The organism is Steroidobacter agaridevorans, from assembly GCF_009932555.1.
Taxonomy (GTDB): Bacteria; Pseudomonadota; Gammaproteobacteria; order Steroidobacterales; family Steroidobacteraceae; genus Steroidobacter; species Steroidobacter agaridevorans.
This window is the reverse complement of record NZ_BLJO01000002.1, coordinates 21379-42791: the sequence shown is the minus strand read 5'-3', so window position 1 is coordinate 42791 and position 21413 is coordinate 21379. Positions and strand designations below refer to the sequence as shown.

16 protein-coding genes are annotated in these 21413 nt (G+C 61.4%); all 16 read right to left on the bottom strand.

The genetic code is table 11. The features are described from left to right. Positions 1-10: 10 nt before the first annotated feature. The 16 genes from GYH35_RS07090 to GYH35_RS07015 all read right to left on the bottom strand — a co-directional run bounded on the left by GYH35_RS07090 (position 11) and on the right by GYH35_RS07015 (position 21234). Positions 11-2782, bottom strand: coding sequence for a TonB-dependent receptor plug domain-containing protein (locus GYH35_RS07090; RefSeq protein WP_161828022.1), 2772 nt, complete (start codon positions 2780-2782; stop codon positions 11-13). 118 nt (positions 2783-2900) lie between these two features. After that, a complete protein-coding gene (locus GYH35_RS07085; RefSeq protein ID WP_202624139.1) occupies positions 2901-4574 on the bottom strand; it encodes an N-acyl-D-amino-acid deacylase family protein in 1674 nt (557 codons plus the stop codon). Positions 4575-4613: 39 nt separating this feature from the next. Then, positions 4614-6854 (bottom strand): M15 family metallopeptidase, encoded by a 2241-nt coding sequence (locus GYH35_RS35250; RefSeq protein WP_202624138.1) that lies wholly within the window; start codon positions 6852-6854, stop codon positions 4614-4616. A gap of 19 nt (positions 6855-6873) precedes the next feature. Then, the gene (locus GYH35_RS35100) at positions 6874-7584 is read right to left on the bottom strand and encodes a serine hydrolase domain-containing protein (RefSeq protein WP_161828020.1); all 711 of its coding nucleotides are present in this window, start codon (positions 7582-7584) and stop codon (positions 6874-6876) included. Further along, positions 7584-8018: a serine hydrolase domain-containing protein gene (locus GYH35_RS35095; protein WP_161828019.1), complete on the bottom strand. Its 435-nt coding sequence runs from the start codon at positions 8016-8018 to the stop codon at positions 7584-7586. The genes GYH35_RS35100 and GYH35_RS35095 overlap by 1 nt, the downstream gene beginning before the upstream one ends. 46 nt (positions 8019-8064) lie before the next feature. Next, entirely contained in the window at positions 8065-10794 is a 2730-nt protein-coding gene (locus GYH35_RS07065; RefSeq protein ID WP_161828018.1) for a TonB-dependent receptor plug domain-containing protein, read from the bottom strand. A gap of 92 nt (positions 10795-10886) precedes the next feature. Then, entirely contained in the window at positions 10887-11900 is a 1014-nt protein-coding gene (locus GYH35_RS07060; RefSeq protein ID WP_161828017.1) for a LysR family transcriptional regulator, read from the bottom strand. A gap of 31 nt (positions 11901-11931) precedes the next feature. Continuing rightward, a complete protein-coding gene (locus GYH35_RS07055; RefSeq protein WP_161828016.1) occupies positions 11932-12939 on the bottom strand; it encodes a serine hydrolase in 1008 nt (335 codons plus the stop codon). A 353-nt stretch (positions 12940-13292) separates the two neighbouring features. Next, positions 13293-13532, bottom strand: coding sequence for a hypothetical protein (locus GYH35_RS07050; RefSeq protein ID WP_161828015.1), 240 nt, complete (start codon positions 13530-13532; stop codon positions 13293-13295). A 229-nt stretch (positions 13533-13761) separates the two neighbouring features. Further along, entirely contained in the window at positions 13762-14679 is a 918-nt protein-coding gene (locus tag GYH35_RS07045) for an NADP-dependent oxidoreductase (protein WP_161828014.1), read from the bottom strand. 248 nt (positions 14680-14927) lie between these two features. Beyond that, positions 14928-15299, bottom strand: coding sequence for a hypothetical protein (locus tag GYH35_RS07040; RefSeq protein ID WP_202624137.1), 372 nt, complete (start codon positions 15297-15299; stop codon positions 14928-14930). Beyond that, the gene (locus GYH35_RS07035; RefSeq protein WP_161828013.1) at positions 15296-16489 is read right to left on the bottom strand and encodes a molybdopterin-dependent oxidoreductase; all 1194 of its coding nucleotides are present in this window, start codon (positions 16487-16489) and stop codon (positions 15296-15298) included. Before GYH35_RS07035 ends, GYH35_RS07040 begins: the two co-directional genes overlap by 4 nt. A 61-nt stretch (positions 16490-16550) precedes the next feature. Next, entirely contained in the window at positions 16551-17429 is an 879-nt protein-coding gene (locus GYH35_RS07030; RefSeq protein ID WP_161828012.1) for an ImmA/IrrE family metallo-endopeptidase, read from the bottom strand. 7 nt (positions 17430-17436) lie between these two features. Continuing rightward, positions 17437-19773, bottom strand: a complete 2337-nt coding sequence (locus GYH35_RS07025) for an HD domain-containing protein (protein WP_161828011.1) — start codon at positions 19771-19773, stop codon at positions 17437-17439. 9 nt (positions 19774-19782) lie between these two features. Next, a complete protein-coding gene (locus GYH35_RS07020; protein WP_161828010.1) occupies positions 19783-20703 on the bottom strand; it encodes a CYTH domain-containing protein in 921 nt (306 codons plus the stop codon). Between the two features lie 45 nt (positions 20704-20748). Continuing rightward, on the bottom strand, positions 20749-21234 hold the full coding sequence (locus GYH35_RS07015; protein ID WP_161828009.1) for a hypothetical protein: 486 nt from the start codon (positions 21232-21234) through the stop codon (positions 20749-20751). Positions 21235-21413 lie beyond the last annotated feature (179 nt).

The following is a 21413-nucleotide window of genomic DNA, read 5'->3' as shown; positions in this document are numbered from 1 at the left end:
GCCCCTTCTCCTAGAATCTTACCCGCGCCCCCACGTAGTACTTCCGCCCGATGACGTCATAATGCGAGCCATTCGTGGCGAAGTTGGATATGAAGTTGAGCGGGATGACCGGCGGGTCCTTATCGAGCACGTTGTCGACGCCCGCGAAAACCTGCACGTCGCCGTAACCGAGCCTCGACAGGTTGTAGTTGGCAGAGAGATCGACGTAGGTGATCGCACCAATGTCATTCTCCGCCGCCGACAGCTCTTCCGGCCCATACGTTGCATCGTAAACACCCGAACCGATGTAACGCACTTGTGCGAACGCGCCCAAGTCGCCGATATCGTAGCCGACGCTGAGCGTTGCTTTGAAATCTGGCGTGCCGTAGCCGGATGCCGTTCCGACCTCGCCCGCAGTGTCGAGCGGCGCGCCGCCGGAGGGCGCGATCTCCTTGTGAATGAGATAGCTTGCGATCACACCGACACTCAGATCGCCATTGCCGAGCGGCTGGCTGTAGCGCAACTCCGCGTCGATGCCTTCCAAATCGAAAGCACCGAGGTTCAGGTTCTTGCCGGCGATCGAATCGATGCTGCCGTCGGGGTTGAACGCGATCAGATCGCACAGCGAGGTCTCGCCGGCAAAGCATCGGTTCACGACACTCTGCGGCGCGAGGACACCGATCGTGTCCGTCAGGTCGATGTGATACCAGTCGACGGACGCACGGAAGCCGCCCGCTGAATACACAGCGCCGAACGTCGTCGTCTTCGCGGTTTCCTCCGTCAACTCGGCATTACCCAGCGTCGGCGTTTCAACGAACTCAGTCGGCGAGCCCGGCAGGAATGGATTGGTGATATTGCCGAACAGCAGAACGGTTTCGACAAAAGTTTCACCGATGCTGGGCGCGCGGATATCGCGAGAGATCGACCCGCGCAAGCGCAAGGATTCCACCGGCGAGTACACGAGACCGGCCTTCCACGTCGTCACGCTGCCCACGGTACTGTAGTCCGTGACGCGCGCGGCCGCGTTCAGATCCAGCGTCTGCCGGTCCGTCTTGAGCATGGGCAGCGCGAATTCCACGAAACCCTCTTTGGCCGTGAACTCACCGTTGAGCGGCTTCGCATTGACGATGAGGAACTCGTCGTTCTCGTTGGGCGCATTGACGACGCGATCGAGCTGTTCCTTGCGATACTCGACGCCGAACGTCCCCAGCAGCGGTCCCGCCCACGCCTCGAACAGCTCGCCGCTCACGTCAGCCATGAACACGCTCTGCTTGATCTCGGTGTCGGACGTGCCCCGGTCGGTGACGTAGTCGAGTGCCGCGGCACTCGGCGAACCCTTGCCGAACAGATTGATGGGCACGCAGCCCGGCGCTCCGTTTGCTCCATTCAGATTGGCGCGGCAGACGATGTTGCCGCTGACCGGATCGCGCACGGCATCGGCCGCAAGGATCAAATTTCCGACGAGCAGGTTCTGCGGCTGCTCGTTGGAGAACTTGGTCCGGCCGTACTGGCCAGATGCATTCCATTTGAATGAGTTGCCGAAGTCGCCTCGGAGCCCCGCGACGAAGCGCACGTTGTCGTTCTTGGATTCCGAGGTGATCGGCGGGATTTCCTCGAACGTGCGGAACAGCGGGAAGGCCTCGCCGAGCGCCGCCACGCTCGCGGGCAGATACGGGTTGTCCGGCATGATCACGACCTCGCCGAACGAAAACGCGTCCACTAACTTGCCGCTCGACTTCGACTGCGCGAAGCTCGTCTCGACGAACGCTTCGGTGCTCTCGCCAATGTCGTGCCGAAACGTCGCGAGGATGTTGAAACGTTCGGTAGGAATGAAGATGGCGCTGCGATCGCCGAGTCTCGAGCCGCTGCCGCCGATCATGAAGTTGTCCATGACTTGGCCAAGTTGTCTGGTCTGGGCCGTGCCATTCGAGAAAAACTCGAGATTGTCGACTGCAGTGCCAGTCACGTCGGGCAACGTGACGCCATTCGGCGAGCCGATGAACAGCACGGCATTGTCGCGAATCAAAAATTGAGGAATGCCGTCGTTCGGGCCGGTATCGGCTGGATTGCTGACGAGCGCGGGACTGCGACGCTGCCAATCGCGATCGCGCCCTTCGGGCACGCCTTCGTTCTTGTTGTAGTCGGCAGCAAGCAGGAAATGGCCACTGCCGCTATTGAGCGAGGCTCCCCACGCCGCCGCAAGGCGAGTGTCTTCGGCATCGCCATGCTCGGACTGTCCGTATTGGCCATTGAACTTGAAGCCCTCGAGCTCATCGTCGTAGATCAAGTTCACCACACCGGAAATGGCATCGGAGCCCCAGGCCGCCGAGGCGCCACCGGTCACCACTTCGACGCGCCCGATCGCAAGCGACGGCACGGCGTTCAAATCGACGTTGCCAAACTCATCAAACGGCGTTCCGCGCCGACCATTCAACAACACCAGATTGCGATTGGTGCCGAGGCCGCGCAGATCCACTGCGTTGATGCCGTTCTGGCGACTGTTCAGGCCCGTGGATGCCGGCGTGATCGTACCGGTGAAGGCCGGGATTTCGTTGATCACATTGGCGATATTTGTGGCCCCGCGCTGCTCCACCTGCGAGGCGTCGAGGACCGAAACCGGCGTGGGTGCCTGGAAACCGCTGTGCTCGATGCGCGAGCCAGTCACCGTCAGCTCTTCGAGCGTGTCACCCGGATCGGCGGAGCCGCCCGCAGGCGACTCCGCCGCTAAAGCAAATTCGCCACCAAAGACCAGCGTCAAACCAAGAGCCGCGCGAACCAGAGAACGCGTTGAATCGTCGCCCATGGCCAATCCCCGTGATGTTTGTTTGAGGCTAGGTTAGGACGTTAAAGTCCTATTAGTCAAAAATTTCTCTTATTGGAGAAACTACAGTCAACGGCGCTCTCGCCCCAGCGAGGCCGTGCTACTTCTGCCCGTGATAACCACCGCCGCGCAGTACGCTACCCGGCATTGCGCCGGTATGGCGCCCCTGGTCGATGACCAGCTGACCATTCACGAGCACGTAATCGATGCCGGTCGGAGACCCCATGGGATTCTCGAAGCTTGCAACGTCGTCGATGCGCTCGTAGTCGAAGATGGTCACGTCGGCTTTCAGGCCTTCTCGAATCGCTCCACGGTCGTACAGTCGCATGCGTGTCGCCGGCCAGGAGGTCATCTTGCGCACAGCATCCTCGAGAGTAAGGACGTGGCGCTTCTTCACGTACTCCGCGATGACACGCGCGGCGTTCCCATAGGCCCGCGGATGAGGCAAGCCGATGGCATCCATCTCGCCCGGCTTCTCGGCTGCGCCCGCATCGCTGCCAATGCTCATCCACGGGAACCTGAGCGCCGTCTCGATGTCGGGCTCACTCATCATGAAATAAAGGGCATAGGCACGATTCGGCAGCGCCTCGAGCACCATGTCCCAAGCAACGTCCGCCGGATCTTTGCCCAATTGCTTGCCGATGTCTGCGAGACTGCGGTTGCGGTAGCGCTCGTAGCGCTCGTTGAATGGATTGGCGAGCACGACGCCCTGCCAACCACCGGCGGCCTCGACGAGGTTCGACCAACCAGGCTGCGAGCCCGCGGCCACTTCCTTTTTCAAACGCTCGCGGATCTTCGGATCCTTCAGGCGTTGCACCGCTTGCTCGAGCCCCTGCTCGAACACCCAACTGGGCACGGTGATCTCCAGGCCCGTGCCACCGGCCGGGTAGACATACATGTCTGCGGCAATGTCGACGCCCCGCGCTCGCGCAGCCTCGATCAGTCGGCCTCCTTCGGGCACGAGCTTGCCCCAGCCCGGTGCGTAAGCGCCCTTGAAGTGGAAGATCTCCACTTGAATGCCCGACTTCTCGCCGATCTCGATCGACTCGCCAATGGCATCCAGCAGCTTTGCGCTCTCATCACGCATGTGGCTCGCGTAGATGCCGCCATACTGCGCGGCGACGCGCGCGAGCTCGATCAGCTCCTCGGTACTCTGAAAGCTGTAAGGGGGATAGATCAGTGCGGTGGCGATGCCCATGGCGCCGGCGCGCATCGCTTCGGCCACATGCGCCTTCATCTCTGTCATCTGCGCATCGGTGGGCTTGCCGGCGACGTCGCCCATCACTTCGATGCGCGCCTGACCCGCGCCGTAGTACGTGCCAAAGTTGAGCGAGATGCCTTGAGTCTGGAGCTGGGATAGATAGTCGGCCACCTGTGCCGAGGGCACCGGCGTGCCGCCCTCTCCCGCAATCGCCGTTGTAACACCCTGCCGTAATTTGTTTTCGGCGAGGCCGTTCTTCAACAGTACCTCGCTCGACTGGTCCATCATGTCGATCCAACCCGGTGAGACATAGTGGCTGGACGCGTCGATCTCGCGGCGGCCTCGTCCCTGCACATGACCGATCCTGGCGAAACGACCCTCTTTGATAGCGAGGTCCGCGCGCACCCACGGATTGCCCTGGCCGTCGAGCACTCGGCCGTTGCGGATCACGAGGTCATAGTCGTACGCCGGCTCATCGGCACGCACGGGTCCAGCCAACATCAACACAACGCCACCTAACGCCACCATGGCGCGCGCGCGAGGGTGGCAACGGGTCAACATTGGATCGCTCATTTCTTAAGGTTCCTGAATCAGCAGACCGGCATCGATGCTCTACTTGTCGAACTTGACGATCTCACCGTCTGCCGGGATCGCCATCGCACGCGTTTCCGACTTGCCGGGGACGGCGAGCTGCGCCTTGATCTCATCGCCCTCGACTTTCGTGGAGCCCTGAACTTCGAAGCGCCGCAGGGCGTAAGGAAAGCCCTCGGCGCCCAGCGGCTCGGGTGAATTGGAAATGTGAAAGTGCAGGTGCGGCTCGGTGGAATTGCCAGTGTTGCCGACCCGGCCGATGGCCTGGCCACGGCGCACTTTGTCACCGACTTTGACTCGCAGCGAGCCAGGCTGCAGATGCGCGTAAAACGCATACAACCCGCCGCCCACATCGAGCTGGACGTAATTGCCGCCGACATTCGCGAGCGTAATCGGCTGGGCGCGCGAATCGATGCCCGGCACATTCTCCGGAATTCCATCCAGCACCGCGGCGACGACTCCGTCCGCCACTGCCAATGCATCGTGGCTGAAGGCGTAGTAGTTCTTGTTGTCTTTCGGATCGCCGCGGTAGGTCTTGCCATCGTCGCCCACCTGCACCCAATCGATGGCGAAGCGCTGCGCGATGGCGGCGTGTCCGTCCACTGGAATCAACGCGCGACGGTGGCCGGAGGTGTTGGACGGTCCGTTGGCGGCGACCCAACGCTCCCCGCTCAGCGGCGCGCCAATCACCAGAGAATTCTGCGCCACCGCGAGCGGGCGAGTCTGGACTGCGATCGTCTCCGGGTAATCACCCAGCCTCACCTTGAAACGATTGCTCAACCTGGTCGGCGCATCGTGCAAGCGATCGAACGTCACCCAGACGAACACGACACCGGCCTGCTGCGGCCCGAGCATCGTCTTCTCACTCGCCTGACGCATCATCCGTTCGAGATCGGCCTGACTGAAGGCTGCAAAGACCCGGGAGGCGTCCTCGGCGTCGACCACTTCGAGCGATAACAGCTGCAGCTCCCACTGGCCGAGGTTGGTGATATGGAGCTCGTAAGCGAGATGTGCCTTACCCCCGGCGCTGAACGTCGTCGGCGCGATCGGCACGTTCACGTTCATCGGAACACTGAACGGCTTGCTGGCGGGTCCCTGCTGCGTGGCTGGCTTCGCCGCTGGGGCGGCGCTGCTGCGTTTGAATGAGAGTGGCTGTTCGGGCACGCCCGACTGCCGCCAGGTGCCCGTGATGCCGGCGCCGTCGGCGTCGAGCTTGCCTTGGTACACGCCGCCTATCGGCTTGATCTCGAAGCGAATGGCGTCCGCCGTGAGTGAGAGTGCGTCGGCTGTGAAACTTGCGCCCTGCTTCACGCTGCTCATCGTCGCCACATATTCGCCGCCGCTCAACTGCTTCACCGAGAGCGCCAGAGGTAACTTCGCCTCGCCCGAGGCCAACTCACCGGCCCAGACACCGGCGAGCGAGTTGTTCGCGGTCGCGGCCGGTACGTCGGAGGGGTTATCGAGCGCCTCAAACGGAATATTCAGGATCGGATATTGTTGCCAATCCTTGAAGTCGAAGTGCCACCATTCCGTCTCATAAACGCTAAAGCCCTCCCGCTCCATCGACGCGCGCAGCACGTCGCGAAGCCGTCGCTGCTCACGCGTTCCTCCGGCGTAGCTCGGGTAAGAACGTTCGGACATCTCATCGTACAGGCCTGGCATTTGTACCGCGGCGCCGGTCTTCAGATCATAGAGCGTGAGATCAACCGCGCAGCCGCGGTTGTGCCGTGAGCCTTGGGACGGATCGGCGACGAACTTGCGCCATTGCACCGGCGTCGCTTCCCAGAAGACCTTGGTCACCCACCACGGCCGATAGGCGTCGTGGATCAGCAGGCCGTAGCCTTGCTTCATCAAGGCGCGATGTGCACGCGACAGTGCGTCGGCGGCAGGTCGCTGCAGAAACGCGCGTGGCTCATCGTACAGGGGCGTGCTGAGGAAGTTGTTGGCGGTCGCGTACCGAATGTCGAACCGGATGGTTGGATCGAGCGTCGCGAGATCCACGAGGTCCGCAGCCCGAAACGTTCCTTGTTCCGTCGGCGGCTGCGCGGCCATGGCCTCTTCGCGCAGCACCGCGACGGGCCGCAGCGGCTTGATGCGGAAGATCCCCTGCTCGATACCGCCGCTTGCATCCTGTGATGTAGCAGGTGCTGGCGCGGCTTCAGCAGGCTTGGGCTCGCCCTGCACATCGGCACCGTTGCCAGTGCTTGCGAGGGCGAGTGAAACAAACAACAGCCCACCACCCAATCTCACGCTCGTAAACATGCGTTCACCCGAGTGACGATTACTGCGCAGGTAGCCCGAGCGCGATGCGCTCGATCCGTCGCGCGATCTTGGCGACGCCCACGTCCTTGCCGATGCTGTTGGCGATGATGGCGACCGTGATGTGCTCATCGGGAAATTCCTGCAAGGACGAATTGAAGCCTGGAATGCCACCGCCGTGTCCGATCCGGGTGTGGCCTTCAACCTTGGAGATGCCCAGCCCGTAGCCATACTCGCCCCGCTCGGCGCCATCGCCCTTGGGAATCGCGGTACCACTCAGCTCACCGTTGTTGAGCCGGCCTGGTGCGATCATCGCCTGCAAGGACGCAGGCTCGAGCACCGATCCGCCGAACAAAGCGGCATTCCATTTCGCAAGATCGGTGGCTGAGGAGCGCATCGACCCGGCCGCCCCGGGGATCGTCATCGAAAGCATGCTGGCGTTCTTGAATTTGCCCGGGCCCTCGCCGTCATAGCCTGCGGCCCGGCCGGGCACGATCGCTTTCTCGTCATCGAGCGCCGTGTGACGCATGCCGAGCGGTGCGAAGAAACGCTCTTCGAATACGGTCGCAAGCGGCTTGCCTGCCACTTTCTCGATCACGCCGCCGAGCACGAAATAGGCCGTGTTGCTGTAATGCCAGCTCGTGCCCGGCTCGAAGTCCTGCGTCTTGGGCATCTTCGCGAAGCGCTGCACCCATTGATCGGTCGTGAGGTTGAGCGTTCCTGCGCGCTCCATCAGATCCGCTCGTCCGTATAGCTATGCAATCCGGAGGTATGGTGAAGCATCTGCGCAAGCGTGATGTCGGCGGCACGCGGATACTGAGGATAGTATTTGGACAGTTTGTCGCGGATCGAAAGCTTGCCCTCTTCCTGCAGTTTCAACAGCGCCGCGGCAGTGAACTGTTTCGTGACCGATCCGATGCGGAACACGCTGTCGTTGTCGACGGGCACGTTCAGTTCCAGACTCGCGACGCCGTAGCCCTTGACGAGCACGGGCGCGCCCTTCTTGAACACCGCCACCTGCAAGCCCGGACTCTCTCCGGCCGCTATGGCCGCTTGCGCGGCCTTATCGATGGCCGCAGCGATCTCGGACGTTCCCGAGGCCGACGCGCTCAACGAGAACGCGGTGAGCAAAACCGTTACAAACAAGGGGCGCAGTAGAACTTCCACGAACCGCTCTCCAACAGGCAGCACGACTATTGCCATTCCACTCACATCAAAAGTTCGCCCGCAAGCCGAGCGTGAAGTACCGGCCGATGATATCGAAGTACGGCGAGTTCACGGCCGCCAGCACCGGCTCCTTGTCGAACACGTTCTGGACATTGCCGAAAACGGTCAATCGGGCATCGTCCATGATCGGCAGATAGGCGCGCAGCCCCAGATCGACGTAGGTGCGGCTCGCGATGTGATTGTTGCCGATATTCGCGAGCACGTTCGGTGGCGCGTAGCCGCCGCCATCGAGATAGCGAGCACGCAGGTCGGCGCCGAGCACATCGCTTTCGTAACTGAGCGACAGCGAGCCGCGCCACTTCGGCACGAGGAATGCCGCCTGCGCGCCCAAGTAGCCCGCGCCCTCGACCGTGATAATCCCATTGTCCACCGAGAGCGTGTCCACATAGTTTGCAAGCGCCCGCGTGGTCAGCTGACCTGCGAGAAACGGCATCTTGTATGAAAGCTCGAGGTCGTAGCCCTTGTTGTTGAACTGCGCGATGTTGATGTAGGTCGCATCGATCTGCGTCAGCGTGCCCGAAGCGTCGCGTGTGAGCTGGGCGCAGGCGGCCTGAGCGCCCTGCTGATAGCAGCTGTTGATGATCTGCTGTGCCGTCAGGGTGCTGATCACGTCCGCAATCTTGATGTCGTAGTAGTCGAGCGAGATTTCGAAGCCGGCCAGGAACGACGGTGAGTACACGGCGCCGACGGTCAGGGTATCTGCGATCTCAGGCTCCAGGTTCGGATTTCCGCCAGTGAAGAGGATCACTTGATGTTGCGTGGGCGGAGATCGTGAGATGTCCTGGACGCTCGTAAAGAACGTGCTCGGCGCCGAGAACAGCTCTGTCAGGTTAGGTGCGCGAATGTCACGCGAACGCGTCGCGCGGAACTTGAAGTCATCCACCAGTTGCCAGGTGCCCCCGAGCTTCCAGGACCAGATCGAACCGCTGGTGCTGTAGTCGGAGATGCGCGCGGCGCCGTTGAAGTTGAGCGACTTGACCAGGGTCATGTCGGCCAACAGCGGCACGGCGACTTCGACGAAGGCTTCCGTCACGTCGTTACCGGTGCGCGGGAGGTTGACGCCGTTGATGGTCGCGAAGCGGTCGGCGAGCGAGTTCTCGTCGTAGCCCTCCTTGACCTCCTCCTTACGATACTCGACGCCCGTGGCGAACGACACGGGCTGATTCCACAGCTCGAAGGGCTCCCCGCTCAAGATGATGCCCGCAGTCTCAAGCCAGCTCGTCTGGAGCGAATGCCAGTCTGCGGTGACAGAGTCGATGGCTGCCGGATCGGCGCGGCCGGAGCCGAACAGATTCAACGGACGGCAGGCGGTGCCCGGATTGGTCAGCGCGACTCGGCACACCGGCGCCCCATTCGGCCCCGCGACCGCGTCAATCGCTTCGAGGAACGGTTCCGTCAGCACCAGGTCATGCAGGGTCGAATCATGTTCCTGCTTGCCGCGGCCGTAGTAAGCGTTGTAGCGCCATTGGCCATTGGCGAATTCGCCGTCGATGCCGACGGTCGCTTGCAGGGCGTCACGCTCGTATTCAAACGTCGCAAGCGCCACGTCGGTGACCGCGCGGCCCATTGTGAACGTCGTCTCGCCCGCCGCCTGCACCGCGGAGCGCTGCGCCGGCGTCAGAGTCAGGAAGGGGTTGGCATATGACATGGGCAGTTGCGTGATGGCGAGGTCGGGGAAGTAGACGCGCTCGTCGGCCACGTTGTTGTAGTTGACCTCCGCCCACACCTTCATGGAATCGGTCGCTTGGAAAGAAAAGCGCGTCAACACATTGGTGCGCTCGATCGGCGCTGTGACCGAGCGGAATTGATCCACGTGATAGCCTTCGCCACCGACGAAGAAGCCGGAACTGGGCGTCTCACCGGCATGAAACGGACGCAGGCTGCCATCGGGATCGAACTGCAGGCCGGCCAGCACGCCGGTGTTGATCAATCCTCCCTCGGTGCGCCTTGCCTCGCGAACGTTCGCGGTTGGGTACAGCTTGTTGTCGGGCCCGAGCGTGAAGGCAGTCGCACCGATTTGCGGCCGGCGGGTGCCCGGAATGATGCCGTCATCTTTCAGATAGTCGGCACCGATGAGGATATGACCGCGACCGTCGAACAGCTTGCTGCCGAAAGAGGCCTCGACCAACGTCTTGTCTGCGTCGCCACGCGTGGAGCGGCCTTGTTGAACGCCGAGCTCGACGCCTTCTTTATCATCATCGAGAAGGATGTTGACGACACCCGCGACGGCATCCGAGCCGTAAGCCGCCGAGGCGCCGCCGGTGACGACATCGATGCGCTTGACCAGCGAGTACGGCACGGTCTGCAGATCGTTCGAGCCGATGTAGCGACGGTTGTTGACCAGCACGAGCGTGCGCGACGTGCCCAAGCCGCGCAGGTCGGCAGGCGTTTGACCTGACTCGGTGGTGGTATTGGTGGTGGCTCCAGACACCGTTGAGCGAAATTGGGGCAGATCGGTCAACGTCGCGGCGATATCGGTGCGACCGGCCTGGCGCAGCTCGACTTCGCCCAACACCGTCGTGGGTGTCGGTGCGTCGAATCCTGCGGTGCTGATGCGCGAGCCGGTGACGACGATCTCGGTGACGCCTTCGGAAGCCGCATCGTCGGAGCCCCCGGTCGATTGAGCCTGGGCGGATCCGCAGGCGATCGCCACCGCGAGCGCGAGGGCGCCGCTCTCGAGTCGTACTGAACGATGGACACCGTTGCCTACCACCATGACTCTCCCCTTGTGCGTTGTCTGTTTTGAGCCGTGTGCGCGCGCCCGAGTTTTTATAGCGAGCAGCGCGCGGTATGGGCAATGCACGATTTCTATCTGCGATCGATAGAAATTCTGCTAAGGGTCGATGCCAAGAACGTGAGGGTTTCTTCCTGTGTTCGCGCCAGGCCCCCAGCCAGCCAAGCGGCAAAGCGCGCGCAACGTGAGTCGCAGGCCTCTTCGGTTCGCGACAGCACGCGGTAATGCGCACTGGGCACGGGCGGAACATTTCCACCGGGAACGAGACTGCCCGTCTTGAGCAGGCTGTTGACGATGACCGATCGCCCCATCGCCATGCCCTGTCCATGGATGGCGGCCCGATACGCAAGCGAAGCAAGATTGAAATGTCGGTCGGTGTCGATGGCGAATTCGCAGCTGCCACCCGCGATCGCAAGCCATTCCTGCCACTCGGCGCGCGGCGGCTCGCCTTCGCACCAGGGGTCGTCATCATGCAGGGCAGTGACGAATCGTTCTTGAATCGGTTGGGCGCCCAGCTGGTCGCGATACGCGCGCGAGCACACCGGGAACGTGAGCTCCTGCAGCGATGCAAGCTCGATGAGCTCGGCCGGGCGTGCACGATTGTGGGTGATCACCACATCGACCCCTTCGGTCTTCATCCATTCTGCCGTCGGCAAACTCATCTCGGAGCGCACTTTCAGCTCGACATCGGGACACTCGAGATAAAACTCCTGCAGGTGGGGCATCAGCCATTCCATCGCAAGCGATGGCGCGCAACTCACGACGATGCTGTCATGTTGCCGGCGTCCGAGGCGCGACAGCGCGTTGGTCACTGTCGTCGAGACACCGTTCATGGCATCGAGCACGATGCTGCCCGATGAAGTGAGCGCGATTCTCCCCCGGTCGCGCTCGAATAGCTTTTCCTTCAGTCGCGCTTCCAGCCGCAACACTCGCTGGCTGACGGCGCCCGCCGTGACATTGAGCTGCGCGGCAGCCGCGCTCATACTTCCGGCGCGCGCAACCGCCCTGAATACCCACAGATCCGAAAGCAGCTGAGCGTCGAGCCGGCGACGCTCGCGTTCTGTTTTGTTCGCTCTCGCCTGTATCATTTGCTGTGCGTGTTCGATCGAATTCCCCACGCTAACGCGCCTGCTTGGGACCGCCATCGAAGTAATCGACGACGCGCCGGGCAAGCGCACCGATGCGATCGTCCAGCTCCGTGCGCTGAGCCTTTATATCCATGTTGTAGGAGGCCATCACGATCGGACCGGAAAGCGAGTAGATGATGCCCACATCGTTTGTGACCGAGCCCGTGTCGCCTGTTTTATTGCCGGCGGGAACGGAGAGATAGTGCGGAATCTTGTGAGTGACCTGCTGCGCGCGCAGGATGCGCTTCATGTCCTCGCAGCTCTGCCTGGTCGCGAGCGTGCAGCGCTCGATGCCTTCGAGCAACGCGCCCATCTCCGCGGGCGTTGCGACGCCGAACCACTTCGTTTCGTCGTCGTTATGCCTCGCCCTGCTCTCTCGCGCTCGCTCCTCCGCTGTTGTCACTTGAGCGATGAGCTCGCGATAGGGCTCCGTGAACGCCGGCCGGTCGGAGCCGATGGCGAACACCTGCTCAGGCGAGAGCCTCCCAAACTTCGGATCGATCGCCTCCAAGCTCTGCCGGAAGAACTCATGGGTCGTCCGATTGAGCTTCAGTGCCTTGTAGCCCGCCTCTCGCAGGAACTCGTTCAACTTCTCGCGACCGCCCACCTTCGCGACCATGATGTCCGTCGCGGTGTTGTCGCTGGTGATGATCATCTGCGTGATCATGTCGTGCAGCGTCAGCTTGAGGCCAAGGTCACTGTACTTGAGAATTCCGGAGCCGCCGCGATAGTCGCCAGCCGTGAGCTCATGACGCGAAGTGAGGTCGAGCTTGTTCTCATCGGCCAGCTGAAAGGCTCGCACCATGATGGCCACTTTGATGGTGCTGGCGCTCTCAAAATGCTCCTGCGCGCGGATGCGCGCCTGCTCGCCCGTGCCGAGATGCTTGACGTAGAGGCCCGTATGCGCGGGCCATCGCGACAACTCCGCCTCGAGAAGATGGTTGAGATTGGAAAGGGCTGAGTCCTCCGCCAACGCGGGCATCACCGCGAGGTGCATCATCAGGACGGCTGCCCCGATCCCGGTTGCACCTATCCTTCTAAACCTCTTCACGGTACGAATAGACATGAGTGTCCACTGACCTCAACCGAGGACCGGCCCGACGCGCAGAGGCATGTTATTGATGATTGTCTAAATAGGCAACAGATTCTCTAATTGGGATAAGATTCTCTGCCACCAGCGATCAGTATCGCCGCAAGCGTCGAGCGAGAACGAGGGCAGCGCCGAGTCGCGATGCGTGTGGCTGAACGGCAGCGCAACTGGGGCTTCGGGCGGTGTTTCGTTACTTTGCCAAAACGTGAAAGGCACTTTGGAGATGGCGCATGAGCACGTCTTGCACAGTGCGCATTGCAGGACTAGCCCGGCGGCTTTTGCTTCACCCTCTCCTCCTTCTTCGCCTCCGTCGGAGTTGTCATCGCAGGACTCGAATGCGTGATGTCCTGATCCGTGGTGTCCTCGCGCTCGTCCGCTGCAGGCTGTTTCTTGATCATCTTTTTCGCCACCGCCTCACACTCGCGCTTCACTTGCCCCTTGGCCGACTCGCATTGCTTCAGTAGTTTGCTATTTGCGGGATCCTCGGCGGCGGCAACGGACATCCAAAAGCCGCACGCCAACATCACCAACAGCCTGAGTTTGGAAGTCACAATACACTCCTGACGTTAGCTTGCGAACAGTACGCCCGAACTGCACGTGGAGTTTCAAACGGGGCAAGGAGCGACCGGGTTTCGTTGCAACCGAGAATGGCTGTGCATGTGCTTGGCACGCGGAGCCTGATGAGTGCATCAGATGTGCGGCAGCCACCGGGCGGTGAGATCAATCAGACGCTCAAGGCCGGGGGCGGATGATCGTCTTGCCCTTGCGTCGCTCGGTCGAGTTGAAGGTGGCGACGGCGGCCTCGAGCGTGGAGACCTTGCCGATGTTCGTTCGCAGACGGCCGTCCCGCACGCGCTGGACGATCTCACTGAGTTGGGCACGATCAGACTCGACAACGAAGTCGATCGACCGGCCCTCTGAGGGTCGCGCCTCGGGCGGCCCGACGATGGACACCAGCGTTCCGCCGGCTCGAATCAGGCCTGCGGACCGCTTGCCGATGTCGCCGCCGATGACATCGAACACCAGATGCACGCTGCACACATCTTCGAGCACATCGTTCTCGAGATCGACGAACTCGCGTGCGCCGAAGTCGAGCACCGTCTGTCGGTCAGCGGCGCGCCCCGTGCCGATGACGTAAGCGCCGACCTCTCGCGCAAGCTGCGTCACCATCGAGCCGACTGCGCCGGCCGCGCCATGCACGAGGACGCTCTGCCCCGCCTGAAGGCGGCCGTGGTCGAATAATCCCTGCCACGCGGTCAGACCCGAGACTGGCAGACTCGCACCGACCGTGAAGTCGACGTCACCTGGCAACGGCGCGAGGTTACGTGCCTCAACGGCCGCGTACTCGGCAAGGGTGCCGTCGCGATACCAGTCCGTGAGGCCGAACACTCGCTGTCCCACCGACAGCCCGGTCGTGCCATAGCCAAGGGCGGTGACCACGCCTGCCAATTCGTGCCCGGGAATCGACGGCGTCCGGTCAAGCCCGAGGCGGTCCGTCCAAGTCGATGGCCACGCCAACTCCGTCGCGACGAATCCCGCCGCATGAACCCGAATGACGACGTCGTTTATCGCTGGCAGCGGCTCGGGCCGCTCCACCAACTTCATCCCGGCCGTTCCCGCGGCCTGGTCTGTCACCACGATCGCCTTCATGGAATGGTCTCCTCGCATTCGGCGTGTCATGCCGCGAGCCACGGTAGCTGCCGAGAGCGATGCTGAAACCGCGCCGCTCAATGCTCGATGCGAGCGTGTCGCGATCGGCTCATACGCCAGGATTGTGCAGGTTGGCGGCCTTGAAAAGCACCAGAAAGCGGAAAAAGCGTGGAGCCAATTTGGCGCCTTCGGCTGACGCAAACATCGCGTCAGCAAACGGTGGACTTGCCCTGTGCAGGGCAGTCCTATCAGTCGGTCTGCTCCGTTACGCCCATCGTCATTGCCGCGCGTGCGGGCACCGGTGGTTGAATCGATTGCGCGGGCGCCTCTGAGACGGAGTAATGCTTACCCAGATACTCGACGATCGACCGGGCGTCTTGTTCAATCATGGGCGCGCCGAAGACGTCGATCATCTTTCGAACACTCTTCTCCCACGCTGCCCGATTCATCACAGGCGCGACCATGATGATGTAATCGAGGCTATGACAGACCGCGCAACGTGCGGTTGTCACATCGCGACCCATCCCCTCCTTCAGCCGTATGCTCTCCTCGCCCGCGTGCGATGGCATCGCCGCGCCGGCGCAGAGCGTGAGTGCGAAAGCCAGCGCTCGGTTGCTCATGTCACCTCCAGCTGCAGTGTCTGGATGATGTTGTGGTGATAGCCCGACGGGTTCGGCGTAAGCTTCTCCGACTGCTGAGTCCCGTTGCGACTCGTCGCGCGGACCGCGACGGTGATCGGCCCACCCTGCGTGGTATCGATCGGTAACGTGAATCCCCGCCACGCGTAACGCCCAAGATCCCGGCCAAGCATCGCGCCTCGCCATACGCGACCCCCATCCTGGGAGATCTCGACCTTTGCGATTCCAGCGCCGTTGTCCCATGCCCAGCCGCTAAGCTCGGCGCGCTGGCCACGGGTCAAACGCGCGCCGGACTCATGACTCGTGATGAGCGAATTGACCACCATCTCCGTGATCGGTGTGGTCTCCGGTCCTTCCTGACTTTTGAAGACTGCGCCGGGAAAAACACCCGTGGGCACGCGGTAGGCCTTCTGCATCCAAAAGCCCTCGTAGGCCTTGGGCACGATGCGGATCTCCGTGAGATGCTTCACCCAGTAGGTCGCTGTCCATCCCGGGACGACCAAGCGCGCCGGTGCGCCATTCCAGTGTGGGAGCGGATGGCCATTCATCTCGAAGGCGATGAGCGTGTTCTCATCGAGCGCGCGCTCGACCGGTAAACTCTTCACGAAGTCCGGCGTGCCTCCCAGCAGCGCGGCGTCCGCACCGTCGAAGACGACCTCAACTGCATCCGGGCGCACACCGACCTTCTGCAGCACATCGCGCAGACGCACTCCGGTCCAGGTGGCATTGCCCATCGCACCGTACTGCCACTGCACGCCGGGAACCCGGGGAGTGAACAGCCCACGCCGATTCCCCGAGCATTGATTGATCGCGGCGACACTCACCTTCTCGAAGTCGCGCCTGAGATCGTCGAGCCGCCACTCGTGCGTGCGGCCGGCGCTCTCACCGCCTGCGCGCAGCCGCCAGCTCCGCACATCCACCTCGGGGATGTTGGCGAGATGGTAGCGTACGAAGAAGGCATCGTTGGCTGTGAACTCCGACCGCAGATCCGCCAACGGCGTCTCGAAGTTCGGCGGCCGGAACGTCTGCTTGATCAGGGGCTTTTTCTGCCGTAGCGCGAACAGCTCGAGCTCGGGGGTCTCGGCTGCCAGTGCATGGCCAGGCAACGATCCGAGATCGCCCACCAGGACGGCTCCGCCCATGCCAGCAAGCATTCCTCGGCGCGTAATCATGGAGGTCTCCGAAGGCTCCAGGCACTCCTGAGCTTGAGTGTAGCCGGCTGAACTCGAGATTTCACACCGGTACTAGAGACAGCAGGAACATTTCCGTAAATGCTCCTCTGAACGCCGCCAGCCGCTTCACTGTCGCCCTCATCGTTGTCTCGGCACGGGAGAATCGTGTCCGATCCCCCGCCGCATTCCGGCTCCAATGCCTCAGAGTCACCACCCGAGCGCTCGAGTTCGCCCCGACCGAAAGCGAGTCGAACCAATCGCTCGGGCTCATGCAGCTGGCGATGCCTTGATATCGCGGCATGAAGGTGCGTGAGTAGTCAAACAGCAGGTGATCGATCCGCAGCTTCTTGGCATTTCTGCCACGCCCATACGGATGGGTCATCAGGCGAATGCGCAGCCACACCGAGTCGATACCTTGCATCCAGTGCGGCCTCAATGAAATGGCCGAAAACAACCTGGGCACCGAGATCCCAAATGAACCGGCAAGCGCGAGCATATCGTCGGGCGTCGTGCACAAGCTCAAGCGGCGTACGATCTCCGATTCGCAGTTGCTCGGCACTAGCAACGACGAGGCGAAGGCGTTCGCGAACGCCTCGTGGCTATCGACCGGAAGACGACCGTGCACCTCATGCGGGCTCTGGTGAAGCACCGCATGCCCTATCTCATGCGCCAGATCGAATCGCGCATCTTCTAAACGTTGGGCCGAGCTCAAATAGATAACGGCATGCGAATCCTCGCGCGCGAGCCCCGTGCCAAGATAGATTCGCCCCCGCTCGGCGGCGACATCGCTGCGTACTACGCGAATGCCGAGACGTCGCGCGACACGACTGGATCGAATCGGATAAGTCTCGAAGAGATCGCCGTGCAGACGCTGCAGCTCCTGAGCCGCCTGAAGCCCCAGCTGCCGGAACCGCTGCTGTTCGAGCTTGCGCGCCGTCATGGTCGACTCACACGGTCGGCATCGCAATCTGGGTGTCGTGGCTCAACTGGCCGTTGTGGCGACGCTTCAGGTCGGCGGCAATTCGATGCAGGATGCCGGCAATCTGAGCGTCATTGGAGTCACCCACGCCGCCATCCGCGCCGAACACTCTCTCGGAAGACATCTGTTTGTGTAGCTCGCCATCGATGAGCTCTTCGACTGCCGTCTGTGCCCACGACTCGAGCTTGCCCGCGTTGGTGGGCAGCCACGTGGCGATGAATGCACAGTAAGCATGCGCATCGCTATCGATGGTTTTACTGCGGCGGGCGGCGAGCTCGCGGACCTCCTGCAGCGGAGCGCAGATGGGCGTGCCTTCGCGATCCGCACATTTGAGTAGCGATGTGAGGCGTTGGGCCGCTGCACGCTGACTTCTGGGGATATAGACGATCCGCGAGCCCTCCTGGATGGCTTGCTCGACACGAGGCCGGGACAAGTAGTCCGGCGCAGTATCGACCCCTTCATCCACCATGTTCCTGAGTTCCAGTATCAGCGCGTCCACTGCCTGCGATGTGCCGATGTTGTCCTTGCAAACCTCGGGATGGACGAAGATCAGCATCCTCCACAAATTTCTGTAGTCTTCGTTCAGCTCGAGCATTTTTTTGCTCAGATGAGGGTGATCACCCAAGGTGATCACGCCCTCTCCACTGATGGCAAAAGTCTCCACGCCCTTCGCCTGACTCTTGCGTTCAGGGACATAGATGATGAACGACCCAGGGTTGACGCCGGCAGCGCTGCACATCGCCTCCTCGATGAGGGATCGATGCGCGTGCCTCTCCCGCAACTGCGTGATGAGAGTGACTAGAGAATGCTCGTCAGTCGTCGGAATCCAGAGTGCTTCCTTGGTCAACGTCGCATCCATGCTGAAGCATTGCTTATAAAGCTTGCGCCGGACGATGCCCGAGAGCAGAGAGATCGCTACCAGCGCATCTTTGACCAGAGCTCGGCTCTGATCCGGCTCGCTCGTCTTCCTGGGCAACGCCTCCTCGATCTGCTTCCAGGCCATCTGCTGGAGAAAAAGATGAATGCTATCGTCGCCGATGTCCGGGCTGAGAAGATTGAACGGCAGATGTTGCTCCCGCAGCTTCGGCAATGTGCGTGGGGCATCCATAAGCTTGGAGGTCAGAGCCTCGACATCGCCGAGTTCCACCGACGGATTCAAAAGACCTGAGGCCTCCGGCGGAGATTCAAGCAACCCAAGTGCCTTCACGAACATGGCGGAGGCCGCCACCTTAGTTTTGTGGTAATAAATCGTCTCCGCAAAGCGGAAGCGTTGACGCACGAGCTCGAACACCCCGGAGGCGGTGTCCAGCCGCGACTTCCCGGACCGATCGACGAGTGACAATGCCATCCGTTTGCCCCACAGCGGATGGTTCCCGATATAGAAGCGGCCGGCCACGCGTGGATCGCTCAGCACGTCGAGCCCCACGTTGTACGGATCACGCTGCATATAATCCAGGTAATCCGCGCAGATGGTGTTCGTCACAAGATCCGCCATGAATACACGGAAGGCGCCTCGACCATTGGGCCCGCATTGGCGCCTGTAGGTCTCGCAGAGCAGCCGACAAAAGGACACGTCGCACTCATGAGGAGTTGAAACGGGATCAGCCTGAGCTCCCTCGGCAATCTCTTCGTTCAGTAGCTGCTCGAATGACATTGAGCGGCGACGATCTTCCTTATAACAACAGATGAGCAGCACCGTATCGAAGACGTCGACGGAGCTGATCCCCAGCTTGGCAAACGACGGCGGATACAGTGCATCATCCTCGAGGATGGCTCGTATCTCGCTGGGCTGCGCCTCTGTACCGACCCACAGACTGCGCAGGCGAGGATTGCGAAAATCATCGTGCCTCGGGTAGATCTGCTCGTACTCGTCCTCCAGGGTGTGTCCCATCGGAATGTGTCCAATGTCATGCAGCAGCGCCGCCCATCTGCAAACATGAAGAACGAACGACCACCGGTTGTCCAAGCGCGTCTGCTCACGGCGCTCTTTGTTCTGTTTTGCCGGAACCGAGAACGGCAGAAAGCTCTGCGGCGCAATCGCCTGCTGGGGACAGAACTGAAGATTGCTCGAGGCGTAGTTCTCTTTGAGACTCAGGACGAGCTGTGTGGCGACATGACTTGCGCCCATGACGTGACTGAGCCGGGTATGCGTGCCGCCGCGAAAGATCAGATGCGCATAGCCCAGCTGATAGACACGCCCCAGTCGCTGCAACGGCGCACTATTGAGCAGCGCCACCGATAGTGGGTCGAAAGTTGTATCTCTGTGGATCTGGTCTCGATGGATCAGCGGTTTGGCGGTCTTCATAGCCTTCGTCTAGTGGGGCTTGAACACGAGTCGGAGGGTCGCGGCGATCACGACGATGCAGAGCCCGAACTGTGTGCCGGCAGAAAGCGGGAGGGTGAGGATGATGCCAAGGAGCGACACGGCCATGCCGATGTAGGCCAGCTTCACTCCATCGGACAACAGATCCTGCAGCAATGGATTTCGCTTGAGGTGGAGCGCCTGGACCGCGAGGTCGTACTTGCTGCCGGTAGAGAAGCGAAAATTTCGCTCGGAATTCAGAATCTTTCCAATCTTCTCGCGAACGCCCGACATTGCCTGAAGGGCGGCCTCATTGACAGCCTCGATCTCCAACTCCACGAAATCTCGGGAGCGATTGCGTCGGTCGCTGTTATAGGCAATGAAATGATCGACGCTCAAGAGATACTGCTCCGCTGCCTTGACCATCGTGTAGGTCGTCCGCGAGTTGATGATCGTCGTCTTCAGTTGCAGCGGTCCCTTGATGGGGATGCCGTGCTCCTGGAATGCAACAGGCAGTGCTCCGCTCTGCTTGAAGTCTTGATACTCCTGTAAGGTCAGCGTGGCGCTCGTCTCCTGGCGTTTGAAAACACCGAAGACCTTGGTGGCAGTCAACGCCTTGACGGTCAGCTCGAGCTCACTTCCCAGCGTTCGAACCCGGCATCCGGCCCCGCTCATCTGCAGGCAAAAGTCGGCGTCATCGAAGTACTCATCGCTCAGGATCTGGACTTGCTTCGACTGAATGCTGAAATCGGCGATATCCAGCAGCTGCCGCACCTTCTGATCCGGCGCCCCGCTCCCCTGCCCCGCCAATGCTTTCAACAGCAGGAACTTCACCTGAGTGGTCGGCCGAAAACGAATCTTGTTCTCCAAGCTCTGCCGAGGCGCAGCAACTTGAGCGAACGAAACATCAATCGAGTCGTCTACGCTGGACAATGACGCAACCTCTCATCGAATGTATCGAAGGTGGAGCGGAATCATTCATGGACTGCCAGGCCGTTGGCGCGAGAACACCTCCGTGATGGCAAACAGCGCGCCCTTCGCGACATACCAGACAAACAATACCCAAGTGACGACCCGCGCCCCATTGGCGGCGTACGCCCGCTTTTTCTTAGTGAGATCTTCGACTTGCCGCTCCTGCTCCGCCACGAACGTGATGAGCAAGGCGCGCAGTGCCGGCCCGGGGACCAGATCGCACAGCGAACGCAATGCCCCGAGCGGTGACGGATTGCAAAAGAAGGCGTGAACACCAGCGAACCAACCGGATCGACGTCCGGACTTCGCCCTTAGCTTGGGCAGGAAGAGTCGCGCGAAAGAGATAAGAATGAGCACAAAACCGACGGCAAAGATGATCAGGCTCAGGGCCCTTGCGATCCAATACAGCATGATGAGATTGGGTGGATTCACCCGTAACAGACCCACGGCTTCCGCGACTAACCAGCCGATTGCGAGGCCGATCAGCGCCATGACTAGCTTCCTCATGCGCGGGTTCCTGAAAAGGTGCTCTTGAGTTCGGTCAAACCATGCGCTTCCAGGCGGTCCTTGTATGCGCGATACCCGGCAGCGCTGACGTGATGGCGGGTTCGAGGTGTTAGATGCGGCGCCTCCGCCCGCTCATGCGACTCCTTGATGTAGCCCTTGCGCAC

Excerpts from the sequence above, each read along its gene's own strand:
- GYH35_RS07090 (WP_161828022.1), bottom strand. The coding sequence starts at position 2,782 with ATGGGCGACGATTCAACGCGTTCTCTGGTTCGCGCGGCTCTTGGTTTG.
- GYH35_RS07085 (WP_202624139.1), bottom strand. The coding sequence starts at position 4,574 with ATGAGCGATCCAATGTTGACCCGTTGCCACCCTCGCGCGCGCGCCATG.
- GYH35_RS35250 (WP_202624138.1), bottom strand. The coding sequence starts at position 6,854 with ATGTTTACGAGCGTGAGATTGGGTGGTGGGCTGTTGTTTGTTTCACTC.
- GYH35_RS35100 (WP_161828020.1), bottom strand. The coding sequence starts at position 7,584 with ATGGAGCGCGCAGGAACGCTCAACCTCACGACCGATCAATGGGTGCAG.
- GYH35_RS07065 (WP_161828018.1), bottom strand. The coding sequence starts at position 10,794 with ATGGTGGTAGGCAACGGTGTCCATCGTTCAGTACGACTCGAGAGCGGC.
- GYH35_RS07060 (WP_161828017.1), bottom strand. The coding sequence starts at position 11,900 with ATGATACAGGCGAGAGCGAACAAAACAGAACGCGAGCGTCGCCGGCTC.
- GYH35_RS07055 (WP_161828016.1), bottom strand. The coding sequence starts at position 12,939 with ATGATGCACCTCGCGGTGATGCCCGCGTTGGCGGAGGACTCAGCCCTT.
- GYH35_RS07050 (WP_161828015.1), bottom strand. The coding sequence starts at position 13,532 with ATGTCCGTTGCCGCCGCCGAGGATCCCGCAAATAGCAAACTACTGAAG.
- GYH35_RS07045 (WP_161828014.1), bottom strand. The coding sequence starts at position 14,679 with ATGAAGGCGATCGTGGTGACAGACCAGGCCGCGGGAACGGCCGGGATG.
- GYH35_RS07040 (WP_202624137.1), bottom strand. The coding sequence starts at position 15,299 with ATGAGCAACCGAGCGCTGGCTTTCGCACTCACGCTCTGCGCCGGCGCG.
- GYH35_RS07035 (WP_161828013.1), bottom strand. The coding sequence starts at position 16,489 with ATGATTACGCGCCGAGGAATGCTTGCTGGCATGGGCGGAGCCGTCCTG.
- GYH35_RS07030 (WP_161828012.1), bottom strand. The coding sequence starts at position 17,429 with ATGACGGCGCGCAAGCTCGAACAGCAGCGGTTCCGGCAGCTGGGGCTT.
- GYH35_RS07025 (WP_161828011.1), bottom strand. The coding sequence starts at position 19,773 with ATGAAGACCGCCAAACCGCTGATCCATCGAGACCAGATCCACAGAGAT.
- GYH35_RS07015 (WP_161828009.1), bottom strand. The coding sequence starts at position 21,234 with ATGGCGCTGATCGGCCTCGCAATCGGCTGGTTAGTCGCGGAAGCCGTG.